Source organism: Histophilus somni 2336, assembly GCF_000019405.1.
GTDB lineage: Bacteria > Pseudomonadota > Gammaproteobacteria > Enterobacterales > Pasteurellaceae > Histophilus > Histophilus somni.
In genome coordinates, this window is sequence record NC_010519.1 from 2,186,349 (window position 1) to 2,210,631 (window position 24,283).

The following is a 24,283-nucleotide window of genomic DNA, read 5'->3' on the forward strand; positions in this document are numbered from 1 at the left end:
GTATAAATATCTAATTGTTTGGAAAAACTAAAATTACATCAGGGATAATTCTGTTGGCTTTTAAGTCTGCTATAGCAATTATTAATTCCAATTTGTTTTTAGGCTATTTTTTTAATAAGTCACGAATCTCTGTTAGTAATTTTTCTTCGTTTGAAGGTGTAATTACCTTTTCTACTTTTGGTTCTTCTTTCTTCAATTTATTTAATGCTTTGATCATTAAGAAAATTGCAAATGCAATAATGATAAAATCAAATATATTTTGGATAAACATACCATATTTTAACGTCATAGCCGGAGTTTTATCGGTTGCTTCTTTTAAAACAATATGTAAGTCTTTAAAATCTACGCTACTGGTGAAAAAACTTAATATCGGCATGATGACATCTGCTACTAATGAGCTGACAATCTTACCGAATGCCCCACCGATAATCACACCGACAGCCATATCGATAACATTGCCCCGCATGGCAAACTCACGAAATTCTTTAATAAAACTCATCACATACTCCTAAAATAAACAAATATAAGTTTGAATAGATCGTAAAAACTTTCAGTTTGATGTATAGAAAATTGATATTATTCTCTAAATAAAGAAAGCATTAGGTTGAAAAAGTTTCTCTATTTCTGTTACATATTTTTTATCACTTAAATAAACAATGATATGATCGCCACTTTCAATGACTACATCTTTTCTTGCGATGATCACAGTATCTTGTCGCAAAATCGCACCAATAATTGCACCATTGGGTAATTTTAACTCTCTAAGTTTACGTCCAATTACTTGTGATGTTGTTTCATCGCCATGCACAATAATTTCCAATGCTTCAGCAATGCCATGACGCAAAGAGATCGCATTTGCAATATCTCCTTTACGTACATGCCCCAGTAAAGCGGAGATGGTAGCTTGTTGTGGAGAAACTGCAATATCAATTGTTCCGCCTTGAACTAAATTGATGTACGCCATACGCTGTATTAACACCATTGCTTTTTTAGCTCCAAGATGCTTAGCCAAGAATGCCGACATAATATTTGTTTCATCATCACTGGTTAAACATAAGAAAGCGTCAATGTTTTCAATATGTTCTTCAAACAATAACGATTTATCGGAAGGATCTCCATGCAATACTAAGGTTTTAGATAATTTTTCCGCAAGTGATGTTGCACGCTCTGCATTACGTTCAATAAGTTTGACTGTGCAGTGATTTTCCAGTTTTTTTGCAACACCCACGGCGATATTACCTCCCCCAATAATCATCACTCGTTTATAAGGTTTTTCCAAGCGTTGCAGTTCTGACATGACCGCTTTAATATAAATTGTTGCACAAATAAAAGTTACCTCATCGCCGGCTTCAATAATTGTCGAACCCTGCGGACGAATCACTTTATCTTGACGCAAAATAGATAAAATACGGCAATCAATATGCGGCATATGGTCTTTTAGGGCGGAAAGAGAATAGCCAACCAAAGGGCCACCATAATAGGCTTTTACTACAACAATACTAATATTTTCATTAGCTAAATGAGCTACTTGTAATGCACCGGGGTAATCAATTAAGCGAGAGATTTCTTCAGTAACAAGTTGTTCCGGTGAAATGATATGATCAATAGGGATCATGTGCGGTTGAAATAATTTATCTTTTTCACGCCAATATTCTGCATCACGAATACGTGCAATTTTTGTCGGAGTGTTAAATAAGGTATAAGCTATTTGGCAAGAAATCATATTCGTTTCATCTGAACTTGTAACAGCTACTAATAAATCTGCGTCAGGTGCTCCTGCTTCTCGTAAAATTCTCGGTGATGATGCAGAGCCGTTAATCACTTTTAAATCATGTTTATCTTGTAAATGTGCCAAACGAACAGCGTCATTATCAATTAACGTTATATCATTGTCTTCACTCACTAAATTTTCAGCAAGTGTTGTTCCTACCTGACCGGCACCCAGAATAATAATTCTCATCAATTCCCTCTTTTAATTTATACAGATTGAATACCTTTATTTTTCATATTTCAACTTCACATTAATTTCTGATAAGTTTTATGATTAATTGGGCAGTTTTCTTAATTTGGCATAATAAAAACCGTCACCTCCCTGTTCTGTTGGAACAAATTGATGACCAATTTCCTCCCCAATGGTAAAAGGCAAAGGTTCTAATTTTGCATCATTGTGCTTGGCTAAGAAATGCTGAATTTGTTGACTATTCTCTTCAGGTAATAAAGAACAGGTCGCATAAACTAAAATACCTTGTGGTTTTAATTTTTTCCAAAGGGCTTCTAAAATTTGTCCTTGCAATTGCACTAGGGGAGTAATATCACTTTCTTGGCGTAGCCATTTTATATCAGGGTGTCGACGAATAACACCGGTAGCGGAACAAGGAGCATCTAATAAAATTCGGTCAAATTGTACCGCACTTTCAGATTTAAAGGTCAGTCCTATAGCATTAAAATCAATCTCTGATAACCATTGCTCCGGCTGGGTTGCATCACCACAAATTATTATAGCTTGTTGTTTCATACGAACTAAATTTTCTTTCACACGTTGTAGACGAGCAGGTTCAATATCTAAAGCGATGACTTTTGCGTTGGGTGCTTGTTCTAAAATATGTGTAGTCTTTCCGCCCGGTGCCGCACAAGCGTCTAAAATAAGTTCGTCATTTTCCGGTTCGAGTAATAAGGCTGACCATTGTGCGTGTAGATCCTGAACGCTCACCCATCCTTGTTCAAAATAGGGTAATAAATTGACCGCACTTGCGTGATGTAGGCGTAATGCTTGTGGGTGATTCGTTGTTGATGTAGATATTCCTCGCTCCATTAAAAGTTGTTGATAATCCGCAATAGAACAATGTTGTAAATTAATGCGTAGCCACATCGGAGGTTTTTGGTTATTCGCTTCAACAATTTCACGCCAATTGGCATAAGATTGTTTTAGTTTATTCACTAACCATTCCGGATGTAAGGTTTGCCAATGCTTATCCACTATCGCCAGAATTTGTTCTTGTTCCCGCAAAAAGCGACGCAAAACAGCATTTAACAGGCCACGGAAACTATCTGATTTTAAACTTTTCGTGGCAGAAACGACTTCGTCCACTGCAGCATGAGCAGGAATTCGGGTATATAAAATTTGGTATAAACCGACCAACAACAAGCAATGTACGATCCGAGTTTTACCTTTCAAAGGCTTATCCAGTAGGAGTTGAATGATGCGTTCTAAGCGAGGTAACACACGACAAATACCAAAACAAATTTCTTGTAGTAGCGGAAAATCTTGCGGTTTGACCGCACTTTGTTGCTCAGGCAGCAAGGTAGAAAGGGATTTACCTTGAACTAAAACTTGTAAAATTACTTCTGCCGCAAGCACACGGACTGAGCGAGGCGTGAAAAGTGCGGTAGATTTGACCGCTCTTTTAGTTTTGTTGTGCTGAGATTTGCTCATAGGACTTGTCCTATCTTAAACCAATCCGCACGGCTGTTTAATAAATCTCGTGCTGACATCGGTTTTTTACCTGCAGGTTGTAATTGCTCCAAGTTTAATACACCATTTGCTGTCGCTACTTGAATACCTCGTTTATCTGCTGCAAGAATGGTGCCACAAGGCTTATTTTGATGAGGTAACACTGAGGCTTGATAAACTTTTAACGTTTGTAGCGTGCCTTGACTGTCTTGTGTTACAAAATAACTCATTGGCCATGGATTAAACGCACGAATACAACGTTCTAATTGTTCAGCGGATAAAGACCAATCTAGTTTAGCCTCTTCTTTAGAAAGTTTTTCTGCATAATTACTCAGACTTTCATCTTGTACTTCCGCTTTAAATAGACCTTGTTCTAAACCGTCCAAAACCTCAAGTAAGGCTTTTGGTGCAATGTTAGCCAATTTAGTGTAAAGGGAGGTTGAGGTTTCTGTCGGTGTAATATCACAACAGACTTTATGTAACATATCGCCCGTATCCAGCCCCTCATTCATTTGCATAATGGTTACCCCTGTTTTTTTATCTCCTGCCCAAATTGCACGTTGAATAGGTGCTGCACCACGCCAACGAGGTAAAAGCGAACCGTGTACATTGAGACAACCTAAAGGAAATGTTTGTAACACAGCCAAAGGTAAAATTAACCCATAAGCAACAACTACCATCACGTCGGCATTCAATTTACTCAGATGTTCTTGCACCTCAACTTTACGTAAGGATTTAGGTTGATAAACGGGAATATGATGTTTTTCGGCTAAAATTTTAACCGCACTTGCCCGCAATGTTTGCCCTCTCCCTGCAGGTTTATCGGGCTGCGTGTAAACAGCAAGGACATTATGTTGAGATTGGAGTAACGCTTGTAAATGTTGTGCGGCAAAATCTGGTGTACCGGCAAAAATAATATTTAATGGTTTCATAAGATAAGCTAATGTTCTACGTTATGTAATTGATAAAAATAAAAGGCGGACGATCCGTCCACCTATTGTTTAATTTAACGATTTTTTGCGATCTGTTTTTGCAATTTGAGTAGTTTTTCTTTCATGCGTTGGCGTTTTAATGGCGACAAATGATCAGCAAAAACAATACCATTTAAATGATCTATCTCGTGTTGAATACAAATGGCCAACAAACCATCTGCATCTAGCATAAACTCTTCTCCCTGACGATTTTGTGCTTTTACTTTTACAGTCTCTTTACGAGGCACAAAACCACGTAAACCAGGTAATGATAGGCAACCTTCTTCAATACCTGTTTCACCGAAACTTTCAAGAATCTTAGGGTTAATCAACACAATTTGATTTTCTTTAGTTCCTTCAATATCGATCGTGATAATACGCTTATGTACATTTACTTGTGTTGCGGCTAAACCAATCCCTTCTTCGTGATACATCGTTTCAAACATATTATCAATAAAGGTTTGTAATTCTTCGTCAAAAACGCTTACAGGTTCTGCGACCGTTTTTAAGCGTTCATCGGGATAAATTAATACATTCAATAATGCCATAAGTTCCTTTCATATTTTATGTTATAAATTCAAATTGAATTCATTTTACTCGTTTTTATAGGCTTTTTTAAGAAATAAAATAAGGAAATGGGAAAATATCTCAACTGAGATGCGTAAAAAACTTCAGCGAGAGCGATTTACCGGCAAAAGAGCGGTAATTTCTACCGCTCTTTTTTGGGAATTGTGTTATACGCCTTTATGTTGGAAGTACAAAACTGTTGCGGCAACCCGAGAATGAACGTTTAATTTACGTAATAAATTGCGAATATGTACTTTTACAGTTTCCTCTGAAATAAATAATTGTCCTGCAATTTGTTTATTTGCTAATCCTGTCGCAATGAGTGCCAGTACATTCATTTCCCGATCTGTGAGGGAATAAATAGGATCATCTTTATGTTGACGTTCTAACAGTAAATTTTTGATCGATTCACTGAGAATGACTTCGCCTTGTGTAACTCGTTTTATCTGAGAGAGTAGGGTATCCGGTTCCGTATCCTTTAATAAATAACCGTCAGCTCCTGCATCGATTAATGTGAAAATATCATTTTTCGCATCAGAAACGGTAAGTATTAGAATTCTTGCATCAATTCCTTCTGTGCGTAAAGCCTTTAATGTATCCAGTCCGGATAATCCTTTCATATTTAGATCTAAAATGATCAAATCAGGTTCTAACTGCAATGCCAGATTTACACCTTCACTTCCACTTCCGGCGTCACCTATGACTTCAAAAGATTCATCCAGCTCAAGCAATTGTTTAATACCTCGTCGCATCAAAGGATGATCGTCTATTAAGAGCACTTTTGTTTTGTCAGACATTGATTTTGTCCTCATCATGAGAGTGCAAGGCGGCTATGAAAAGGCACGATTTTTGTTCCACCGTTGCAGTCCGGTAATAATTGATAAAATTGCGGATAGTTAAAATTATGCTGCACGATTTTATATGGGTTGTTGTTTTTATCCAAGCTCGCCGATTGATAAATTTGATTTATCTCACGAATTTTCTGTTCTTTTGAGCCTTCACAATGTCGATAGATTTCAATGTGGTTTTGTTCGTCTAAAATATAGACATTAAAACTTTTATCTTCATTATCTTCAAAGAAAAATTGTAAGAAACCTTCGCTCGCAAAAGCATCCATTTCATAAGGATAATGTTTCTGTTCTGCTAAAAGTGCGGTTTCTTTTTCCTCAATAGTATTACGTAGTTCATTATCAAATACACTATTATTTATCGAAGTGTTTTGCATTTCCTGTAAGCTGAGTCCACGCTCTTCAAAGAATAATTGCCAGTTTTTACCCGCTATTCTCAACATATTATTTTTGGGGGCATCGGTATCACCAATTCGTATATCAATATATTTTTTGATAAGTGCATGGACAATATTGCATAAGGTTTTTTGGTAGTGTTGGCTGTAACAAAAGACGTTAATTGATTTTGGCGGTGTTGAGCCGGGATAAAATTTGTTTGATAACACTTTTAATGCTAATAGAATGGCATTGGCACCCTCAAAATGCAAAGTGCGGATCTCATTCCAGATATTTCTATAAGTGAGGTCAATACTTCCTACGAGACTTTCTTCTGAAGGCCCAAAACTGAATAAGTCACTTGGTAAAATAGTCGACTTACTTTGCAACAAATGAGCAGTTGGATCGTTAGTTAAATTGATTGTAACGGAGAGATGTTTTATTTTGCATTGTCGAGTTAATTCCTTATTTGTTGCTTTTTTAGTACGGGTAATAGGGAAAGATAAACGCAAATCAGCAACGAAATTACGTAGCGTTTTAAGAGATACAGTATCACTATGAATATAAAGCGAAGTGATTGGTGTAAGCAACCCATTAAAATAGGCCCATGAAACTAATTTATTTAGATTTTCGCCATATTCTATGTGGCGTTTTTGACAAAGTCCTTGTACATCCGGTTTTTGTGTTACTAAATACCAACCGGCTTTGAAGAATTTATTTTGTTTCACTTCAATGAATGTTAAGTGCGGTTCCGATAAATCAAGGGAAATAGCTTGATTGAGCAAGGTGATTTTTCCCGGTAATTCTTCAAAAGCAGTGTAAAGTTTTCTGGTCAAGATAGAAACATCTTGTGGCATGATACTGGCATTTACATTATGTTTACGCCCGAAGTTAATTAGATTTCGATAGCTCAACATAAGGTATTGCATCAGGTCATTGTGACTTTCCTTAACTTTTTTGATTTTCCAAGTTGTACGTTGATTTAGATTTTGAAGAAGATTATCTGACCAATTCCACTGCTGTGTAAGTTGATGCAGTTTTTCTGAACGCCAATTATTTTCTTGTTGTTGAACGATATACTCACTGGCTTTCATATAAAAGCAACGTCTCACAAAATCTAATCTTTTGAATTCATTCAGTTTTGTTAAAAAAGAACTCACTCGCTCCAACATTGCTAAGTATGGGTCATAGTGATAGTCAAGATCGTTATTCAGCAGACGTTGTTTGAATTCTTGTGCAATTAAGTGAGTATTTGGATATTCATAAGAATAACTTTCGAGTAATAAGATTTTGAGTACCGATTTATAGGGGGAATCGATACCTTTATATAGTTGCCATAGACTTGCACCAAAATATTCGTTCGCTGAAAACGCACTCAGACAACCAAAATCTACCCAATCATCTATATTGATTTGCTTTGTTTTGATGAGTCGATTGACTTCAGAACTATAATCTTGTTCATTTGCTACCTTTAGATGTAACCAAAGTAGCGGTTTACCGGCAAGGCGAATAACAGAACGATAGAACTCCTCCAGTAATAACATATATTGTGCGGAGCCACTATTTTCAGAAGTAAGTGCATCGGCATAACGAAAGCTACGAAAACGCTGTTGGTCAACTAAATAAAGATTAATTTCTACGCCAAGACTTCTTGCCCATTGTTGCAATAAGTGATTTTTTTTTGAAAGTTGTTCTTTATCTTCTAATCTAAGATCTTCTCGGTGGCATACCCAAATATCTAAATCTGAGCTTGGTGTTTGGCTGATAGAACCGATACTTCCCATAACGTAAACACCTAAAATAGGCGTGTCTGTGAGATGTTGTAATGCTGCCAAATGTGTACTAAGTTGCTCAAAATCTCCCTGAGGGAGATGTGTAGTTAAAAATTCCTGTTGGTATTTTGATAATTGAAAACGAGCAATGCCATGTGGGGCATTCGGTAGGTAACCGCCCATCAAGGGATGATTTATGTGTAACAATAAGGTAAGAAGTTGTAATACACGTTGGAACTCTACTGAAGTTGAAGATAGTGCTCTTTCTAAACGTAACTGATCAACAAATTCAACTTGTTTCTTCGCTTGTTGGAGATCGTATTTCAAGTTATTCTCTATCTAGATAAATTAATCGTTGCTTACTCTATCACTCCCCTTGTATGAAAGCAAAAAAATCAAGTAAAAAATTAAATCTACACTGACATTTCAGAGTAACAGTGATAGGATATTGCGATTACGAGTCTAATCTATATTTCTACATATGAGTATCAACAAGACCCTAAAAATTGCGACACGTCAAAGTCCGTTAGCATTATGGCAGGCAAATTACGTTAAAAATCGCCTACAACAACGTTATTCTCATTTAAGTGTCGAACTTGTCCCTATCATCACAAAAGGCGATGTTATCTTAGATACACCTTTAGCTAAAATTGGCGGAAAGGGATTATTTGTAAAAGAATTAGAAAATGCGTTGTTAAATGGTGAAGCGGATATTGCGGTGCATTCGATGAAAGATGTGCCAATGCAATTTCCGAAAGGATTAGAGCTAAGTGTGATTTGTCCGAGAGAGGATCCTCGTGATGCATTTGTTTCAAATAAGTACCGCACTTTAGACGAGTTACCGCAAGGTGCTATTGTAGGAACATCGAGTTTACGTAGGCAATGTCAACTCAAAAACTGGCGAGCGGATCTCGATATCCGTTCTTTACGTGGTAATGTTGGAACAAGATTAAATAAGTTAGATCAGGGTGATTATGATGCGATTATCTTAGCTTCGGCAGGATTAATTCGGTTAGGATTGACTGAACGTATTCGCTCTTTTATTGAAATTGATACGATTTTACCTGCTTGTGGACAAGGTGCGGTAGGAATTGAGTGTCGGGTAGATGATCGAGATGTGCAATCTTTATTGATGCCGTTGGCTGATCAGACGACAACTTATTGCGTATTGGCAGAGCGTGCAATGAATTTTCATTTGCAAGGTGGTTGCCAAGTTCCGATTGGTGCTTATGCAATTTTAGAGAATAATCAGTTATATTTGCGTGGTTTAGTGGGAGATGTTCACGGTTCACAAATTCTATCGGCAGAAGGGCAATTTGAATTATCTCTTGATTTTGAATCATCGCAAAGTGCGGTGCAAAAAGCGGAAGAATTAGGCGTGAGTATTGCTGAACAATTATTACAGCAAGGTGCAGATAAAATCTTACAGGCTGTTTATCAATCATAATTGAGTAAGAGGCAATGGCAGTTTTAATTACACGACCCGGTGAGCGAGGAGAGCGACTTGTTGAGATGCTTAATAAAGCTGGAATTATGGCACTCCATTTACCGCTTATTTCCATTATAGCGGGGCAAGAATTAAATCGATTACCCGATAAATTACAACAATTAAATTGCGGTGATTATGTAGTTGCAGTATCTAAAAATGCGGTGGAATATGCACAAAAAACCTTAAGTGCGGTAGGTTTTTGTTGGCGTTCGGACTTATATTACTTTACGGTTGGACAACGAACTGCAGAATATTTTGCGAGCCAAATAGAAAATTCGGTGTATTATCCTGTTGAGCAAGAAAGTAGTGAAGGATTACTTAATTTACCTCAAATGCAAGACCTTCAGGCAAGGAATATTTTGATTTTGAGAGCGAATGGAGGACGGGAATTTTTTACTGAGCAGGCTATTTTGCGAGGAGCTAAAGTTGAAACTTTGGAATGTTATCAACGAATGCCCATTGAATATAATAAGTTGGAAAAAATTAGTTTATGCCAACGTATTGGGGTAGATACCATTGTTGTAACAAGTCAAGAGATGTTAAATTACTTAGTGAAACTTGTGCCAACCAATGAAACAGGCTGGTTATTCAGTTGTCGTTTAGTAACGGTAAGTCAACGTATAGCGGCATTTGCAAAAAGTGTTGGGTGGACAAATATTGTTGTGGCAGATAAAGCGGATAACTTGAGTCTTTTCCTTGCATTGCAACAATGAAGGCTGGAATTTCATTTGATTAAGGAATAAAAATTATGACGAAGAAACATTCAAAGGTTAGCACAGAAAAACAGGATAATATATCCGTGCAAAATCCTCCTTTGGAGGCAGAATTGCAATATGAGGAAGTACCGGCTGAGGATATTGTAAAGCAAGAAAGTAAGGCTAAACAGGAAACTTTTTCAAATCAGGAGCATTTTATGGAAAGAGAGAATGAACAAGTTGGCGAAAAAAGAACAGCAGCTCAAGTTGAAACTGTAGTGGTGAAAAAAGGAGGGACAGTCATTGCTCTATTAGCTTTGCTTATTGCATTGGGTATTGGGGGAGCTGGCTATTATTTTGGTCAACAAAAAGTAGAAGAAATTCAGCAAAAGTTGACCGCACTTAGCCAACCGTCGGAAGCTGTGCCGCTAGAAAACAATGATACTTTGTTGGCAACAGTTGAAGAATATAAGCAAACTGTTATACAGAAGATTGAGCGACTGGAAAATGAAATGACAAAACAAAACCAGCTTATTCAAAGTTTACAAGCACAAGTAAATAAATTGGATGCGGTTGGTAAAGTTGAACAATCGACGGATTGGTTGTTGTTTGAAACAGATTATTTGTTGAATAATGCTTTACGTAAAATCGTATTGGATAATGATGTGGAGACAGCTATTGCGTTATTGAAAGTAGCGGATGAAACACTCGTTAAGGTTAATGATCCTAAAGTCATTAACATTCGTCAGGCAATTAATGCAGATTTAAAACAGTTATTATCAGTAAATAATGTAGATCAAAATGCCATCATGCAACATTTATCTCAATTAGCAAACGGTATTGATGAATTAGTTGTATTAAATGTGAATTTCGATGAGCAAGAAAATACTCAATTAAGCGATTCCTTACAGGATTGGAAAGAAAACGTAGAAAAAAGTGCGGTATCTTTTTTAAATCATTTTATTCGTGTAAAACCTCGCCATGTGAACTCAAAGGAATTACTTGCACCAAATCAAGATATTTATTTACGTGAAAATATTCGTTTACGTTTGCAAATTGCGATTATGGCAGTACCTCGTCAGCAAAATGATTTATATAAACAATCACTTGAAATTGTAGGTTCTTGGATAAGAAGCTATTTTGATACAAGCACTGAAGTGGCACAAAACTTCTTGAAAGAGATTGATGAACTTGCTGAGAAATCTATCTATGTTGATGTTCCTAACCAATTAAAAAGTTTGCTTTTGTTGGATAAGTTATTGAATAAGGAACAGTCATCTGTACAAAAAATTGAAATGACAGTAGATAAAGACTTGGTTAGCTCAACAGATCAAGTATCTGAGGAAGGGAAAACAGATCAAGCTGTTGAAAAATCTGATGAAAAGCCAATTGAACAGCCTGTTGAGCAAGCACAGTAATAGGAGAATAGCGTATGTTCAGAGTTCTATTTTTAATGCTGGTTTTATTGGCTGGATTAATTGGCGGTCCCTATTTATCAGGTAAACAGGGATATGTGTTAATTCAAACGGCAAGCTATAACATCGAAATGTCAATCACGATGTTGGTTATTTTCTTTGTGATTTTAATGGCCATTGTTTATCTAATTGAATGGGTGGTTACACGTTTCTTCCGTTTGAGTAATAATACCTATAGTTGGTTCTCTCGTCGTAAACGTGTTAAGGCACAACGTCAAACTTTGGAAGGTTTAGTGAAGATGAATGAGGGCGATTATTTCAAAGCTGAGAAATTGATTGGAAAAAATGCTAGACATTCAGATAAACCAATATTGAATTTAATTAAAGCGGCGGAAGCGGCACAACAGCGAGGCGATGATTTTGTTGCCAATCGCTATTTAATTGAAGCAACAGAATTAGCAGGTACAGACAGTTTAATTGTCGAAATTGCACGTACTAGAATTTTATTGCAACAAAATAAACTTCCGGCAGCTCGTAGTTCGGTGGATAGTTTACTGGAGATGACTTCTCGTAATAAAGAAGTATTAAAGCTGGCAGTGAAAATTTACCTGAAATCTGCCGCCTTCCACGCATTGGATAAAATTCTAGATCAAATTGAAAAAGTTGGATTGTATTCTTCCGATGAATTCACCGCACTTCAACGTAAAGTCGAAGATGGTTTATTAGACGAGAAAATGAACGAAGAGGGTGTTGATGGGTTATTACGTTGGTGGGATGAACAGCCTCGTAAACGCCGTAATGATTTATATGTTAAGGTTGGTTTAATTCGTCGTTTACTGGACAGTGATGATCATGAAAGTGCTTATGAGTTAGCTATTGATGCTCTGAAAAAAGTTGAAAATAGTGTTGAAGCTAATGTTGCTCTTTGTACTCAAATTACTCGTTTACAACCGGAAGATAACAGTAAGTTATTAAAACTTTTGGAAAAACGTGCAAAACAGTCAAACAGTAAAGATTGTTGCTGTGTTGAACGTGCGTTAGGTTACCTTTATGTGCGTAATGATGATTTCGCTAAAGCGGCAGAAGCATTCAAGAAAGTGATAGAGAATAAAGCGAGCTTACAAGCAAATGATATTACTATGGCGGCTTATGTTTTCGAACAGGTTGGAGAGCTTGAATTAGCACAAAAAGTTCGTGAGGAAGGATTGAGAAATGCGATGTCAATTAAAGAGCCGGAAAATAAAACCAAAAAAACAGCAGAAAATCCGACCGCCCTTTTAGAACAAAAATCCTAAGTATATTGTTAAAAAAGCCCTTAAAAATCATTGTTAAGGGCATTTTTATAGGTTTTATTTTTCCTCAATGAAAGTTAAGGCTTTTTCAATAACCTCCACACCGGCATGAGATTTATGGATGTTTTCACTCATATAGCGTCGCCATTGCCTTGCCCCTTTACATTGTTGAAATGCACCTAATAAATGGCGAGCAATATGATTAAGATAAACGCCTTGACTCAATTGTTGCTCTATGTAAGGAAACATATTTTCTATTGCTTGTCTTGGCGTGATAATTGCACAAGACGGATCAAATAACGCTTGATCAATATAGCCCAATAAAGACGGGTTTTGATAAGCTTCACGCCCAACCATTACTCCGTCCACATAATTGAGATGTTGTTGAATTTCTTCAAGCGTTTTAATTCCGCCATTAATGCTGATCAATAAATGAGGAAAATCCTTTTTCAACTGGTAAACTCGCTCATAATTAAGTGGCGGAATTTCACGATTTTCTTTTGGACTTAACCCTGATAGCCATGCTTTTCTAGCATGAATAATAAATTCTTGGCAACCGATATTATGTACTTTTTCGATAAAATCACATAGAAATTCATAGCTATCAAACTCATCAATACCAAGACGAGTTTTTACTGTGACTGGAATATTGACCGCACTTTGCATTGCGTTCACACATTCTGCTACTAGAGCAGCCCTTGCCATCAGGCAAGCACCGAACATCCCATTTTGCACCCGATCGGATGGACAACCTACATTCAAGTTTATTTCTTGATAGCCACGTTCTTCCCCTTTTTTCGCACAATATTGTAGTTTTTCAGGATCACTTCCGCCGAGTTGTAATGCCACGGGGTTTTCCGATACATCATAAGCAAGATGATCGTATTTGGCATGAATAATTGCACCGGTAGTAACCATTTCTGTATAGAGTAAGGTATACCGGCTGAACTGCCGATGGAAAAAACGGCAGTGGCGTGTAGTCCAGTCCAGCATAGGAGCAACGGAAAAACGACCTCGATAAAAGTGCGGTTGATTTTGCTTCATTTTTTACTTGTTTGATAATTGAAACGGTTAGGGTTTAGCGTTTTCGTGAGCTTTTCTCTTTTTGTGCATGCCGACGGAAACGCCCACGCCTAAATGATAAAGTAATACAGGATTAATTTGGCGTGAAACAAAAGCCGTTACAATACAATCAATGAATGCTTAAATCAAGCCGATTTGATGAGTTGTTATTATTGGTTTAAGGATTGCGTACTTACCACTCAATATCTGAGCTAATACGGTATGTCTAAGAGGGAATAATCGGGTTATTGCTTAGATTTGATATGAAAGGTAATTTCATGAGGTGAAGAAATTCCGGTAGATTTTAGTCACTTGACTGGAAAAGTGAAGTAGCAACGTAAAGAAAAATTGGTACACTCTTTTTAAGTTTACGTTGCTGTCGTTTTAGATATTTATTTAATCCCAGGAGCTTTCCAAAGCGAAATGGTTAGTCCTCTGTCAACCAATTTCAGTTGCTGCTGGTATATTTCTTGCCATTTTTCTTTATGTATTTGATATAAATTATGATTTCTTGCATTTGGTTGATGTTGTCTTTCAAATTTTACTAATGTTTTACCTGCTTCATGTAATGAAGTATAAATACCAGCACCTACTCCAGCTGCAATGGCACATCCTAGAGCAGTTGCTTCTTTTACTACAGGTACATTAACAACCAATCCTGTTACATCAGCTAGAATTTGGCTCCATAATTTCCCTTTTGCACCACCTCCGGCAAAAACAATACTGGTAAGATTAACGTGGCTGAATTGCTGGACTTGATCAAGATTACATGAAGATACAATTGCTGCATTTTCTTGTAATGCCCTAAACAGGACTGATTTGTTGCATTTTTCAGGATCAATCGAAAGGTTAATAAATGATGGGGCTGCGTGATACCAAGATTTGAAATGCATAGCATCAGAGAATACAGGAATAACATCATTTGAACCTACGGGTATCTTTTCTGCCATTTGTTCCAGTAATGTGTAAGCATCAACACCTAAGCGATGAGCGACGGCTTTTTCTTCTTCACAGAAAGCATCTCTAAACCAACGCATAGTAAGTCCTGTAAAGAAGCTGATAGATTCTGCTTGTACCATCGGTGCAATGACATGCGGATTGATGCGTATATTCATTTTAGGATCTGTCATTGCTTGTGGTAAGTTTATGACCTGTTGCCAGAAAGTTCCTCCAATAATAGCAGCTTGCCCCGGTTCTGTAATCCCTAGTCCGATACAACCTAATTGCACATCACCACCACCAACAACAATAGGCGTGCCGACTATTAACCCGGTTTGCTGTGCAGAATGGGCGGTTACTTGACCGAGTATTTCACCTGTCTCTTTTACTTTCGGTAAAATAGCAGGATTGAGTCCAGCCATCTCTAGTAAAGTGTGCTCCCATTTTCGGGTTTTTAGGTTGAGAATGCCGGTTGTGCCAGCATTTGAAGGTTCGACGGCCAGTTCTCCGCTAAGCATAAATCCTAACCAATCGCTAATCATAGAGAGAAAATGGACTTGAGCATAAAGATTAGGTTGATGATGTGCAAGCCAAAGTAAACGGGGTAATGCACTTAATGCCAATGTTTGACCAGAGGATTGATAAACTTGTTGTTCAAACTGATACTGGTTTAGAGACTTTAATTGAATAACTTCTTCTACAGATCTGGCATCCACATTACCGCACGCCCAAATCGGGTTTTTATTGGCATCGTATAAAACAATGCCTTCACGCATGGAGCAAGTCGATATAGCTATAATTTGTTTAGCATCTATTTGGCTGGTAGCTAAAACTTCTTGAATACATAAGCAAGCAAGGTGCCAGTTATTTTGTAAATCAAAGCCCATTGAGCCTGGGATATTTGGGTCGGAAATATGTGTCCATTCTTTTTGTGACGTAGCGATTTGATTTCCTTCAAGATCAAAAATAACTGCACGAATACTACCTGTGCCGGCATCTAATGCCATTAAATAACGGGATAATTGCATTATGTTTTCCTCCGATTATCTGAGGAAAATCGTTACACTACTTTAGCTAAAATAGTGCGTGCGGTTTTTTCCTCTGTGACTAATGAATTGATATGCTGTCCTAAAAGTGCGGCAATAATTGCTTCAACTTTATCTTCACCACCGGCAACGCCAATAATAGTCGGTATTCGCTTGATACTATCTAATGAAACGCTGATTAATTCCTCGTGAATCGGCATATCCGGTTGAATGTTTCCATTTTCTTGCAAGAAATAGCCTAAAATATCCCCCACAGCACCTTTTTGACGAAATTCATCTAGTTGTTTTTCATTGATGATATAACCTGTTTGAAGCAAAGTGGAGCGTGTTTTCTGAACCGTAGATCCGATACCAACGATGGCAACATCAGCCATACTGGCTGCTAACATAATATCTCGTACATACCCCTCTTTTTGGAAAAGTTGTGCAGCTTCAGGTGAAGAAGCTCGTAGAGGGGCGGGAATAATACTGATAGCACAGCTACTATCAAGTTGCCCAATACTTTGCATATAAGGTCCAACACCGCCGGTTAAGGTGATTAACTTAATCTGGTTTTGTTTAATAAAATCATTGCAGTGCTTTACCGTGTGCATCACGGTGTCACCAAACCCAAAAGAGAGAACTTGCTTTGCTTTGAGTAATCCCATCAACATTTGAGAGGCTCCGACACCTAAGCGGGCATTGACTTCATAATTCTGTAACTCTGGCAACACACGAATATGCTGTAAATGAAACCGCTGTTTTAAAGCTTCTTCTAGTTCCAAGCATCCTTTATAACGAGAGTTGATTTGAACTTTGATTAAGCCGATTTGTCGCCCTTTTTCCAGTAAGCGTGAAACTTTTAAACGGGGCAAGCCCAATTTCTCACCAATTTCATTTTGTGTCAGATTATCGTGGTAGTAGAACCATGCAATGCGTGCTAATAACTCTTCCTCGTTAAAGCCAGCTTCGTAGTGATTATCTAAATTTATCATTTTTTTACCCTGTTTTTATTATTCATCTGATTTTAATTTTAATCAAATGTTCTTTTTCTAAAGTGTGAATTCGATCACATTTTACATTTAATGTGAAAAAAAGACATAAAATTCTTAAAAATGTGAAGTTTATCACAAAAAAATAGAATTTTTTGGGTTATGATTTGGAACAAATGATAATTTAAATTTTCATTTGTTCAATTTGAAGGGGCAAAAATGAAAGAGACAGAATCTAATCCTACGCCTTTACTGGAAGCTTGTGATGTAAGTAAAGCTTTCTCTGGTGTTGAAGTACTAAAATCCATTAACTTTTCCCTTTATTCTGGGCAGGTGCATACTCTACTTGGTGGAAACGGTGCTGGCAAATCAACCTTGATGAAAATTATTGCCGGTATTCAGCTGCAAGATACTGGTACGTTAAAAATTCATGGCAAAGTCCGAACCAATTTAACACCAAGCAAGGCACATCAATTAGGTATTTACCTTGTTCCGCAAGAACCTTTGTTATTTTCTAATTTGAGTGTAAAAGAGAATATTTTATTCGGTTTGCCAAGAACAATGGATTTACAGTCAAAGCTCACAGCGTTGTTGACGGAACTAAACTCACATTTAAATTTGGATATGCAGGCTGGTTTATTAGATGTTGCTGATCAGCAGTTAGTTGAAATTATGCGAGGCTTAATGCGAGATGCTCAGATTCTGATTTTAGATGAACCTACCGCCTCATTAACACCAGTGGAAACCGAAAATCTATTCGGACAGATAAATTCCTTACTCATCAAAGGGGTAGGGATTGTTTTTATTTCGCATAAATTGTCTGAAGTTTGGCAAATTGCTGATTGGGTGAGTGTAATGCGAGATGGTTACATTGCCTTAAGCGAGCCAATTGACAAGATCAATCACGACGATGTTATTCAGGCGATTACTCCTCGAGCTAAAAATGCATCATTAACAGAAAGTCAGCAGTTGTGGTTGGATTTACCAGGGCATAAGAGGGTGAAATCGACCGAATTTCCATTATTGACAGTAGAAAATTTCACTGGTGAAGGATTCCGAGATATCAACTTTGAAATTTATCCTGGCGAGATTTTAGGATTAGCAGGCGTAGTCGGCTCAGGTAGAACCGAATTAGCTGAAACGCTGTATGGTTTGCGTAAAGCCAAATCCGGTAAAGTGATATTTTGTGATGAGCTAATTAATTCACTGTCCGTTAAGCAACGGCTTAAACGAGGCTTAGTGTATTTGCCCGAAGATAGGCAAGCCTCTGGATTGCATTTGGATTCACCATTAAGTTGGAATACCTGCGGATTAACCTATCATGATATGGGCTTTTGGATTGATGAGTCCAAGGAGAAAGCAATTTTAGAACGCTATTACCATGCTATCGGAATAAAATTTAATCATGTTGAGCAATCGGTACGTACCTTATCAGGTGGTAATCAGCAAAAAATTTTGATCGCAAAATGTCTGGAAGCCGATCCTCGGTTGTTGATTGTTGATGAGCCAACTCGTGGCGTTGATATTGGTGCGAGAGCAGATATTTATCAATTAATAAAAAGTATTGCCAAACAAAATGTAGCCGTGTTGTTCATTTCATCTGACTTGGAGGAAATAGAACAAATGTCTAGTAGAGTTTTGGTAATGCACGACGGTAAGCTTAGTCAATCGTTGAAAGGTGAAGATATCAATACTGATAATATTATGCGACTGGCATTCAGTAGTTAGGAGGCATTATGTGGAAATTTATTCAGAACAATCGTGAATTAACTATTTTAGCTGCCATTTTGTTGTTATTTGGATTGCTAGGTGTGGCGGATGACTTTAGCTTACAAACTCTCATGATGATTTTTAACTCGACCCAAATATTAGCTTTGTTAGCTATTGGTGCGACCTTTGTGATTTTAACTCGTAATATTGATGTCTCTGTCGGCTCAATTATGGGATTAAGTGCAGTAGTTGTTGGATTAGTGCTAAATTCAGGTTATTCCCTACTGATTGCGTGCACTATTACTTTACTGTGCGGGATTATTGCAGGTGGGGTAAACGGTGTATTAGTCTCAGTACTTAGAATACCGGCTATTGTGGCGACATTGGGAACATTGGGTTTATATAAAGGCTTAATGTTAGTATTAACTGGTGGTAAGTGGATTGAAGGTTTGCCACATTCATTGAAAACATTGTCAGAAGAAATTGTATTGGGGTTTTCGCCTATTGGGTTAGCTGTTATTTTCCTTATTTTAGTCACGTACTACTTTTTTACTCACACTTATATTGGTCGTTGTTTTTATGCAGTGGGGGATAATTTACAAGGTGCCTTGCAATTAGGTGTAAAGGTGAATGTTATTCGCATTAGTGCATTTGCAGTAAACGGTCTAATGGCTGCTTTAGCTGGAATTATTTTTGCTTCTCAAATCGGTTTTGTGCCAAATTCAACTGGTAATGGGCTGGAAATGAAAGCAATTGCGGCTTGTGTATTAGGTGGAATAAGTTTACTGGGTGGTGCAGGTAATATTATTGGTGCTGTATTAGTGGCATATTTCCTGATTCAAATTGATACGATTTTAGTACTGATGAAAGTGCCTGCCTATTGGAATAACTTTGTTGCTGGTGTGGTTCTATTAGCTGTATTGGTATTTGACGGTAGAATCCGAGTAATGATTGTCAATAATATCAAACAACAGCGTTATGCCCGTTTTCTTAAAGATAATTCATTGCAGGAGAATCAAAAATGATTAAGAAATACAGCTGGGAAATAGCTCTCTTTTGTCTACTGATACTGGAAATTATCGGGTTCGGTTTGGTTAATCCTCGGTTATTGGATCTCAATGTCTTATTTAACAGCACCAGCGATTTTATTTATATCGGAATGTTAGCATTGCCTCTAACACTGATTATAGTCAGTGGAGGGATGGATATTTCATTTGGATCTGTAGTGGGACTATGTGCCATTACTCTCGGCGTATTATTTAGACTAGGAATACCGTTAAGTGTAGCAATTGCGGTGACATTTGCAGTCGGATCATTGTGTGGTGCGATTAATGCTGTACTCATTATCTATACTCAAGTTAACCCGCTGGTTATTACGCTTGGCACAATGTATCTGTTTGGTGGTGGTGCATTGTTATTATCAGGTTTTGCTGGTGCAACGGGCTATGAGGGTATTGGTGGATTTCCCGATGTGTTACTTGATTTTGCAAATCTCAGTTTTGGTATTATTCCAACACCGATTATTTATTTCTTAATAATGACATTACTGTTTTGGTTGTTGATGCATCGTACTCGTATTGGTCGTAGCACATTTTTAATTGGGCAAAATTTACGGGTCTCTAAGTATAGTGCTGTACCGGTTAATCAAACTCTATTTATTATTTATCCGTTAATTGGTTTGATTGCGGCTTTTGTCGGTGTGTTGCTGGTATCCTACTTTGGTTCAGCTCGTTCGGACTTAGGGAGTTCGTTGTTAATGCCGGCACTAACCGCAGTTGTACTTGGCGGTGCGAATATTTACGGTGGTTCAGGTTCAGTGATTGGTACAGCAATAGCTGCATTATTGATTGGCTACTTACAACAAGGGTTGCAGATGGTTGGAATTTCGAATGAAACATCCAGTGCCTTGTCCGGAGCATTGTTGATTATTGTACTTATCGGGAAATCGCTTAATACACATCGGGCAGTAGTGATTCAATGGTGGAATCGAATCCGAGCAGTTTAAAATAAGCGGTTAGTTTATGATGATTTTTGTCAAAATTGACTGCGATAAAACCCCTGCATACTTGTTGTTTTGGTATGTTTTTTAATCATACACTCAATTGAGGAGACGTTCTATGAAATACTCACTTTTAAAAACAACCGCTCTTGCCGTAGCGTTAGGTTTTACCGGTTTTAACATAGCACAGGCTATGGATAAGGTGGCATTTATCCCAAAATTAGTTGGCGTTGGTTTTTTTACCAGTGGTGGGCAAGGTGCGGTCGAAATGGGAAAAAAATTAGGTTTGGATGTAACCTATGACGGTCCGGCAGAACCGAGCGTATCGAACCAAGTTCAGATGATCAATAACTTTGTGAACCAGGGTTATAATGCCATTATCGTCTCAGCGGTATCGCCTGATGGATTGTGCTCTACCTTAAAAAGAGCGATGAAAAAAGGTGTAAAAGTATTAACTTGGGACTCCGATACTCAGCCTGAGTGCCGAAGCTACTATATAAATCAAGGAACACCTACTCAACTTGGCTCAATGCTAGTTGAAATGGTATCAAGTCAAATTTCTAAACCAAAAGCAAAAGTTGCATTTTTCTATTCCAGTCCAACAGTGACTGACCAAAACCAGTGGGTTAAAGAGGCAAAAGCAAAAATTGAAAAAGAACATCCCAAATGGGAAATTGTGACGACACAATTTGGCTACAACGATGCAATTAAATCGCTGCAAACTGCCGAGGGGATCTTAAAAGCCTATCCTGATTTAGATGCGATTATTGCTCCAGATGCCAATGCTTTGCCGGCTGCCGCTCAAGCAGTTGAGAACCTTAAACGACAAGGTACAATCGTTGTCGGATTCAGTACGCCGAATGTAATGCGTCCTTACGTAAAACGAGGCACAGTAAATCAGTTTGGTTTATGGGATGTTGTGAAGCAAGGTCAACTCTCTGTTGCAGTAGCTAATGAATTGTTAAAAGGCAATTCTCTTAAGGTTGGCGATAAATTGAATGTTGATGGTATTGGTGAAGTAGAAGTATCAGCAAATAAAGTACAAGGCTATGAGTTTGAAGCAAAGGGAAACGGTATTGTGTTACTACCTGAGCGTGTTGTATTCACTAAAGATAATATTGATAACTATGATTTCTAATTATATAGGAGACAATCTATGGCAGATTTAGATGATATTAAAGATGGTAAAGATTTTGGTATTGGTATTCCTCAAACTAACAAGCTTTTTTTCGTCAAAGGTTCCAGTGCATTAGATTGGGGAATGCAATCACGTCTTGCCAATATCTTTAATCCAAAAACAGGTAAGACAATTATGTTAGCCTTTGATCACGGCTATTTCCAAGGTCCGACGACGGGTCTTGAGCGCATTGACCTCAATATTGCACCGCTCTTTGATTATACCGATGTATTGATGTGTACCCGTGGTATTTTAAGAAGCGTTGTACCGCCGGATACCCGAAAATCTATTGCTTTAAGAGCATCTGGTGCAAATTCTATTTTGACAGAACTTTCTAACGAAGCAGTTGCAGTTAGTATTGAGGATGCTTTGAGATTAAATGTATCCGCCATGGCTGCACAGGTTTATATCGGTTCTGAATATGAACATCAATCGATTAAAAATATTATTCAATTGGTCGATCAGGGTAATCGCTATGGAATGCCTGTGATGGCAGTAACTGGTGTAGGGAAGGATATGGCTCGTGATCAACGCTACTTCTCACTTTCGACTCGTATTGCCGCAGAAATGGGGGCTCACATTATTAAAACTTACTATGTTGATAGGGGATTTGAGCGGGTTACAGCAGGTTGCCCTGTACCGATTGTAATTGCCGGAGGTAAAAAATTACCGGAATTGGATGCTCTTGAAATGTGCTATCAAGCGATTGATCAAGGTGCAGCTGGTGTGGATATGGGCAGAAACATTTTTCAATCTGAAGCACCAATTGCGATGATCAAGGCGGTGCAAGCGGTTGTTCACGGTGGAGAAAATGCAAAAGATGCCTACCAACTCTATTTAAGTGAGAAAAACAACTAAGTTAATTAGGTTGGCTAAGTTAGCCAACCTATTTTTCCCATGTTTTCTATGATAAGGAGAAGCTTATGTTTGCTATGCTTGTTGAAATCAATATAAAAGAAGGTAAAGAAAAAGAATTTCTGGAGGTTTTCGAACGTAACCATATTGGCACTCGCCAAGAACTGGGAAATTTGCGTTTTGACATATTACGAGATCCGGAAATACGAACTCGTTTTTATGCATACGAAGTGTATGAAAATGAAACAGCACTAAATTTTCATCGGCAAACTGAACATTATCGCCGTTGTGTAAGAGAATTAGAATCTTTAATGACTGGTTCAAGAAGTAAGAAAATCTTTGAATGGATATTACCGAATCCTTATGTCTAAATTATCACTTATTCAGCAGTTAAAGCAGCAAAAACTGAGTGTTGGTATCTTATCTGCAAATTGGCTTCAACTTAATGAAGAGGTAACAACATTGTTGGAGAAGCAGATTAATGTACTGCACTTCGATATTGCTGATGGGCAATTTAGTTCGTTATTTACAGTTGGAGCAATAGGAATTAAATATTTTCCAACACATTGTTTTAAAGATGTGCATTTAATGGTAAGAAATCAGTTGGAAGTAGCAAAAGCTGTTGTAGCAAATGGTGCAAATTTAGTGACATTGCAGTTAGAGCAATATCATGATTTTGCTTTAACGATAGAATGGCTTGCTAAACAGAAAACAACTTATGCCAATCAGGTATATCCTGTATTAATTGGAGCCTGCTTATGTCCGGAAACGCCGATTTCTGAATTGGAACCTTATTTGGATCAAATTGATGTAATTCAATTATTAACTTTAGATCCGAGAAACGGAACAAAATACCCTTCCGAGTTGATTTTAGATCGTGTAATACAGGTAGAAAAGCGATTGGGTAATCGACGTGTGGAAAAATTAATCAATATAGACGGCTCAATGACGCTGGAACTTGCAAAATATTTCAAGCAAGGAACTCATCAAATTGATTGGATTGTTTCTGGTTCTGCGTTGTTTAGTGGAGAATTAAAAACAAATTTAAAAGTATGGAAGTCCAGTATTATGTGACATCAATAAAAAGTGCGGTGATTATTTCGTGATTTTTATAAAATAACTTGCTTTTTTTGAGATCATGAGTATAATCTCACCACTTTCGATATGAAAGTCGTTTGATGTAATCATTTATTGAACGTACTATTACGGTATGTAATAGATAAAATGTCCCCAATTTGGAGGACTAAGTAGGTTCGCTGCACTTCCCTTTATTTAAGATGTTAAAGGTGATGGTGTCAGTTTTTTTATAGCTAATTTTATTGGAGCTCTGGTCTAATGCAGAACCAAAGAATCCGTATCCGCTTAAAAGCTTTTGATCATCGTTTAATTGATCAATCTACAGCGGAGATCGTAGAAACAGCTAAACGTACTGGTGCACAAGTCCGTGGGCCAATTCCTTTGCCAACTCGCAAAGAACGTTTCACAGTATTGATTTCTCCACATGTAAATAAAGATGCACGTGATCAATATGAAATTCGCACACATAAACGTTTAGTCGATATTGTAGAGCCAACAGAAAAAACTGTTGATGCATTAATGCGTTTAGATTTGGCTGCCGGCGTTGACGTGCAGATCAGCCTAGGTTAATT

The 24,283-nt window shown here is 37.6% G+C and carries 22 protein-coding genes; 12 read left to right on the top strand and 10 right to left on the bottom strand.

From position 1 onward, the window contains the following. Window positions 1–103: 103 nt before the first annotated feature. The 7 genes from mscL to HSM_RS09990 all read right to left on the bottom strand — a co-directional run bounded on the left by mscL (window position 104) and on the right by HSM_RS09990 (window position 8,311). The gene (gene mscL, locus HSM_RS09960) at window positions 104–499 is read right to left on the bottom strand and encodes a large-conductance mechanosensitive channel protein MscL (protein ID WP_011608196.1); all 396 of its coding nucleotides are present in this window, start codon (window positions 497–499) and stop codon (window positions 104–106) included. Between the two features lie 84 nt (window positions 500–583). Next, window positions 584–1,960, bottom strand: coding sequence for a Trk system potassium transporter TrkA (trkA, locus tag HSM_RS09965; RefSeq protein ID WP_012341010.1), 1,377 nt, complete (start codon window positions 1,958–1,960; stop codon window positions 584–586). Window positions 1,961–2,044: 84 nt separating this feature from the next. Next, window positions 2,045–3,433: a 16S rRNA (cytosine(967)-C(5))-methyltransferase RsmB gene (gene rsmB / locus HSM_RS09970; protein ID WP_012341011.1), complete on the bottom strand. Its 1,389-nt coding sequence runs from the start codon at window positions 3,431–3,433 to the stop codon at window positions 2,045–2,047. Continuing rightward, window positions 3,430–4,383 (bottom strand): methionyl-tRNA formyltransferase, encoded by a 954-nt coding sequence (gene fmt, locus HSM_RS09975; RefSeq protein ID WP_012341012.1) that lies wholly within the window; start codon window positions 4,381–4,383, stop codon window positions 3,430–3,432. The genes rsmB and fmt overlap by 4 nt, the downstream gene beginning before the upstream one ends. Before the next feature lie 74 nt (window positions 4,384–4,457). Next, the gene (def, locus tag HSM_RS09980) at window positions 4,458–4,970 is read right to left on the bottom strand and encodes a peptide deformylase (protein ID WP_012341013.1); all 513 of its coding nucleotides are present in this window, start codon (window positions 4,968–4,970) and stop codon (window positions 4,458–4,460) included. 186 nt (window positions 4,971–5,156) lie between these two features. Then, a complete protein-coding gene (locus tag HSM_RS09985) occupies window positions 5,157–5,786 on the bottom strand; it encodes a response regulator (protein ID WP_011608201.1) in 630 nt (209 codons plus the stop codon). 14 nt (window positions 5,787–5,800) lie between these two features. After that, window positions 5,801–8,311 carry a class I adenylate cyclase gene (locus HSM_RS09990; RefSeq protein WP_012341014.1) on the bottom strand — a complete coding sequence of 837 codons (2,511 nt, stop codon included), beginning with the start codon at window positions 8,309–8,311 and terminating at the stop codon, window positions 5,801–5,803. Between the two features lie 154 nt (window positions 8,312–8,465). On the opposite strand from HSM_RS09990, the gene hemC reads away from it, so the two are divergent. The 4 genes from hemC to HSM_RS10010 all read left to right on the top strand — a co-directional run bounded on the left by hemC (window position 8,466) and on the right by HSM_RS10010 (window position 12,878). Continuing rightward, on the top strand, window positions 8,466–9,431 hold the full coding sequence (hemC, locus tag HSM_RS09995; protein WP_011608203.1) for a hydroxymethylbilane synthase: 966 nt from the start codon (window positions 8,466–8,468) through the stop codon (window positions 9,429–9,431). A gap of 14 nt (window positions 9,432–9,445) precedes the next feature. Beyond that, window positions 9,446–10,186, top strand: a complete 741-nt coding sequence (locus HSM_RS10000) for a uroporphyrinogen-III synthase (protein WP_012341015.1) — start codon at window positions 9,446–9,448, stop codon at window positions 10,184–10,186. A 200-nt stretch (window positions 10,187–10,386) separates the two neighbouring features. Beyond that, entirely contained in the window at window positions 10,387–11,586 is a 1,200-nt protein-coding gene (locus HSM_RS10005) for a uroporphyrinogen-III C-methyltransferase (protein WP_041605348.1), read from the top strand. Window positions 11,587–11,600: 14 nt separating this feature from the next. After that, window positions 11,601–12,878 (top strand): heme biosynthesis protein HemY, encoded by a 1,278-nt coding sequence (locus tag HSM_RS10010; protein WP_012341018.1) that lies wholly within the window; start codon window positions 11,601–11,603, stop codon window positions 12,876–12,878. Window positions 12,879–12,932: 54 nt separating this feature from the next. On the opposite strand, the gene dusA is transcribed toward HSM_RS10010, so the two are convergent. The 3 genes from dusA to lsrR all read right to left on the bottom strand — a co-directional run bounded on the left by dusA (window position 12,933) and on the right by lsrR (window position 16,896). Beyond that, entirely contained in the window at window positions 12,933–13,919 is a 987-nt protein-coding gene (gene dusA, locus HSM_RS10015; protein ID WP_012341019.1) for a tRNA dihydrouridine(20/20a) synthase DusA, read from the bottom strand. Window positions 13,920–14,329: 410 nt separating this feature from the next. Then, a complete protein-coding gene (gene lsrK, locus HSM_RS10020) occupies window positions 14,330–15,883 on the bottom strand; it encodes an autoinducer-2 kinase (protein WP_041605350.1) in 1,554 nt (517 codons plus the stop codon). 53 nt (window positions 15,884–15,936) lie between these two features. Further along, window positions 15,937–16,896: a transcriptional regulator LsrR gene (gene lsrR, locus HSM_RS10025; RefSeq protein WP_012341021.1), complete on the bottom strand. Its 960-nt coding sequence runs from the start codon at window positions 16,894–16,896 to the stop codon at window positions 15,937–15,939. Between the two features lie 216 nt (window positions 16,897–17,112). On the opposite strand from lsrR, the gene lsrA reads away from it, so the two are divergent. From lsrA to rpsJ, 8 genes are all read left to right on the top strand, one after another. Beyond that, on the top strand, window positions 17,113–18,621 hold the full coding sequence (gene lsrA, locus HSM_RS10030) for an autoinducer 2 ABC transporter ATP-binding protein LsrA (RefSeq protein WP_012341022.1): 1,509 nt from the start codon (window positions 17,113–17,115) through the stop codon (window positions 18,619–18,621). A gap of 8 nt (window positions 18,622–18,629) precedes the next feature. Beyond that, window positions 18,630–19,628, top strand: a complete 999-nt coding sequence (lsrC, locus tag HSM_RS10035) for an autoinducer 2 ABC transporter permease LsrC (protein WP_012341023.1) — start codon at window positions 18,630–18,632, stop codon at window positions 19,626–19,628. Beyond that, the gene (lsrD, locus tag HSM_RS10040) at window positions 19,625–20,608 is read left to right on the top strand and encodes an autoinducer 2 ABC transporter permease LsrD (RefSeq protein WP_012341024.1); all 984 of its coding nucleotides are present in this window, start codon (window positions 19,625–19,627) and stop codon (window positions 20,606–20,608) included. The genes lsrC and lsrD overlap by 4 nt, the downstream gene beginning before the upstream one ends. Before the next feature lie 112 nt (window positions 20,609–20,720). Continuing rightward, the gene (lsrB, locus tag HSM_RS10045; RefSeq protein WP_011608213.1) at window positions 20,721–21,740 is read left to right on the top strand and encodes an autoinducer 2 ABC transporter substrate-binding protein LsrB; all 1,020 of its coding nucleotides are present in this window, start codon (window positions 20,721–20,723) and stop codon (window positions 21,738–21,740) included. A gap of 18 nt (window positions 21,741–21,758) precedes the next feature. Continuing rightward, on the top strand, window positions 21,759–22,637 hold the full coding sequence (gene lsrF / locus HSM_RS10050) for a 3-hydroxy-5-phosphonooxypentane-2,4-dione thiolase (RefSeq protein WP_011608214.1): 879 nt from the start codon (window positions 21,759–21,761) through the stop codon (window positions 22,635–22,637). Between the two features lie 65 nt (window positions 22,638–22,702). Further along, window positions 22,703–23,005 carry a (4S)-4-hydroxy-5-phosphonooxypentane-2,3-dione isomerase gene (gene lsrG / locus HSM_RS10055; RefSeq protein WP_011608215.1) on the top strand — a complete coding sequence of 101 codons (303 nt, stop codon included), beginning with the start codon at window positions 22,703–22,705 and terminating at the stop codon, window positions 23,003–23,005. Next, entirely contained in the window at window positions 22,998–23,708 is a 711-nt protein-coding gene (locus HSM_RS10060; RefSeq protein ID WP_012341026.1) for a beta/alpha barrel domain-containing protein, read from the top strand. Before lsrG ends, HSM_RS10060 begins: the two co-directional genes overlap by 8 nt. A gap of 261 nt (window positions 23,709–23,969) precedes the next feature. Beyond that, complete coding sequence (gene rpsJ / locus HSM_RS10065; protein ID WP_001181005.1) at window positions 23,970–24,281, top strand: 30S ribosomal protein S10; 312 nt, start codon at window positions 23,970–23,972, stop codon at window positions 24,279–24,281. Window positions 24,282–24,283 lie beyond the last annotated feature (2 nt).

What these genes read in the sequence shown, in the direction of transcription:
- mscL (WP_011608196.1), bottom strand. Translation starts at nt 499, where the DNA reads ATGAGTTTTATTAAAGAATTTCGTGAGTTTGCCATGCGGGGCAATGTT.
- trkA (WP_012341010.1), bottom strand. Translation starts at nt 1,960, where the DNA reads ATGAGAATTATTATTCTGGGTGCCGGTCAGGTAGGAACAACACTTGCT.
- rsmB (WP_012341011.1), bottom strand. Translation starts at nt 3,433, where the DNA reads ATGAGCAAATCTCAGCACAACAAAACTAAAAGAGCGGTCAAATCTACC.
- fmt (WP_012341012.1), bottom strand. Translation starts at nt 4,383, where the DNA reads ATGAAACCATTAAATATTATTTTTGCCGGTACACCAGATTTTGCCGCA.
- def (WP_012341013.1), bottom strand. Translation starts at nt 4,970, where the DNA reads ATGGCATTATTGAATGTATTAATTTATCCCGATGAACGCTTAAAAACG.
- HSM_RS09985 (WP_011608201.1), bottom strand. Translation starts at nt 5,786, where the DNA reads ATGTCTGACAAAACAAAAGTGCTCTTAATAGACGATCATCCTTTGATG.
- hemC (WP_011608203.1), top strand. Translation starts at nt 8,466, where the DNA reads ATGAGTATCAACAAGACCCTAAAAATTGCGACACGTCAAAGTCCGTTA.
- HSM_RS10000 (WP_012341015.1), top strand. Translation starts at nt 9,446, where the DNA reads ATGGCAGTTTTAATTACACGACCCGGTGAGCGAGGAGAGCGACTTGTT.
- HSM_RS10005 (WP_041605348.1), top strand. Translation starts at nt 10,387, where the DNA reads ATGGAAAGAGAGAATGAACAAGTTGGCGAAAAAAGAACAGCAGCTCAA.
- HSM_RS10010 (WP_012341018.1), top strand. Translation starts at nt 11,601, where the DNA reads ATGTTCAGAGTTCTATTTTTAATGCTGGTTTTATTGGCTGGATTAATT.
- dusA (WP_012341019.1), bottom strand. Translation starts at nt 13,919, where the DNA reads ATGAAGCAAAATCAACCGCACTTTTATCGAGGTCGTTTTTCCGTTGCT.
- lsrK (WP_041605350.1), bottom strand. Translation starts at nt 15,883, where the DNA reads ATGGCATTAGATGCCGGCACAGGTAGTATTCGTGCAGTTATTTTTGAT.
- lsrR (WP_012341021.1), bottom strand. Translation starts at nt 16,896, where the DNA reads ATGATAAATTTAGATAATCACTACGAAGCTGGCTTTAACGAGGAAGAG.
- lsrA (WP_012341022.1), top strand. Translation starts at nt 17,113, where the DNA reads ATGAAAGAGACAGAATCTAATCCTACGCCTTTACTGGAAGCTTGTGAT.
- lsrC (WP_012341023.1), top strand. Translation starts at nt 18,630, where the DNA reads ATGTGGAAATTTATTCAGAACAATCGTGAATTAACTATTTTAGCTGCC.
- lsrD (WP_012341024.1), top strand. Translation starts at nt 19,625, where the DNA reads ATGATTAAGAAATACAGCTGGGAAATAGCTCTCTTTTGTCTACTGATA.
- lsrB (WP_011608213.1), top strand. Translation starts at nt 20,721, where the DNA reads ATGAAATACTCACTTTTAAAAACAACCGCTCTTGCCGTAGCGTTAGGT.
- lsrF (WP_011608214.1), top strand. Translation starts at nt 21,759, where the DNA reads ATGGCAGATTTAGATGATATTAAAGATGGTAAAGATTTTGGTATTGGT.
- lsrG (WP_011608215.1), top strand. Translation starts at nt 22,703, where the DNA reads ATGTTTGCTATGCTTGTTGAAATCAATATAAAAGAAGGTAAAGAAAAA.
- HSM_RS10060 (WP_012341026.1), top strand. Translation starts at nt 22,998, where the DNA reads ATGTCTAAATTATCACTTATTCAGCAGTTAAAGCAGCAAAAACTGAGT.
- rpsJ (WP_001181005.1), top strand. Translation starts at nt 23,970, where the DNA reads ATGCAGAACCAAAGAATCCGTATCCGCTTAAAAGCTTTTGATCATCGT.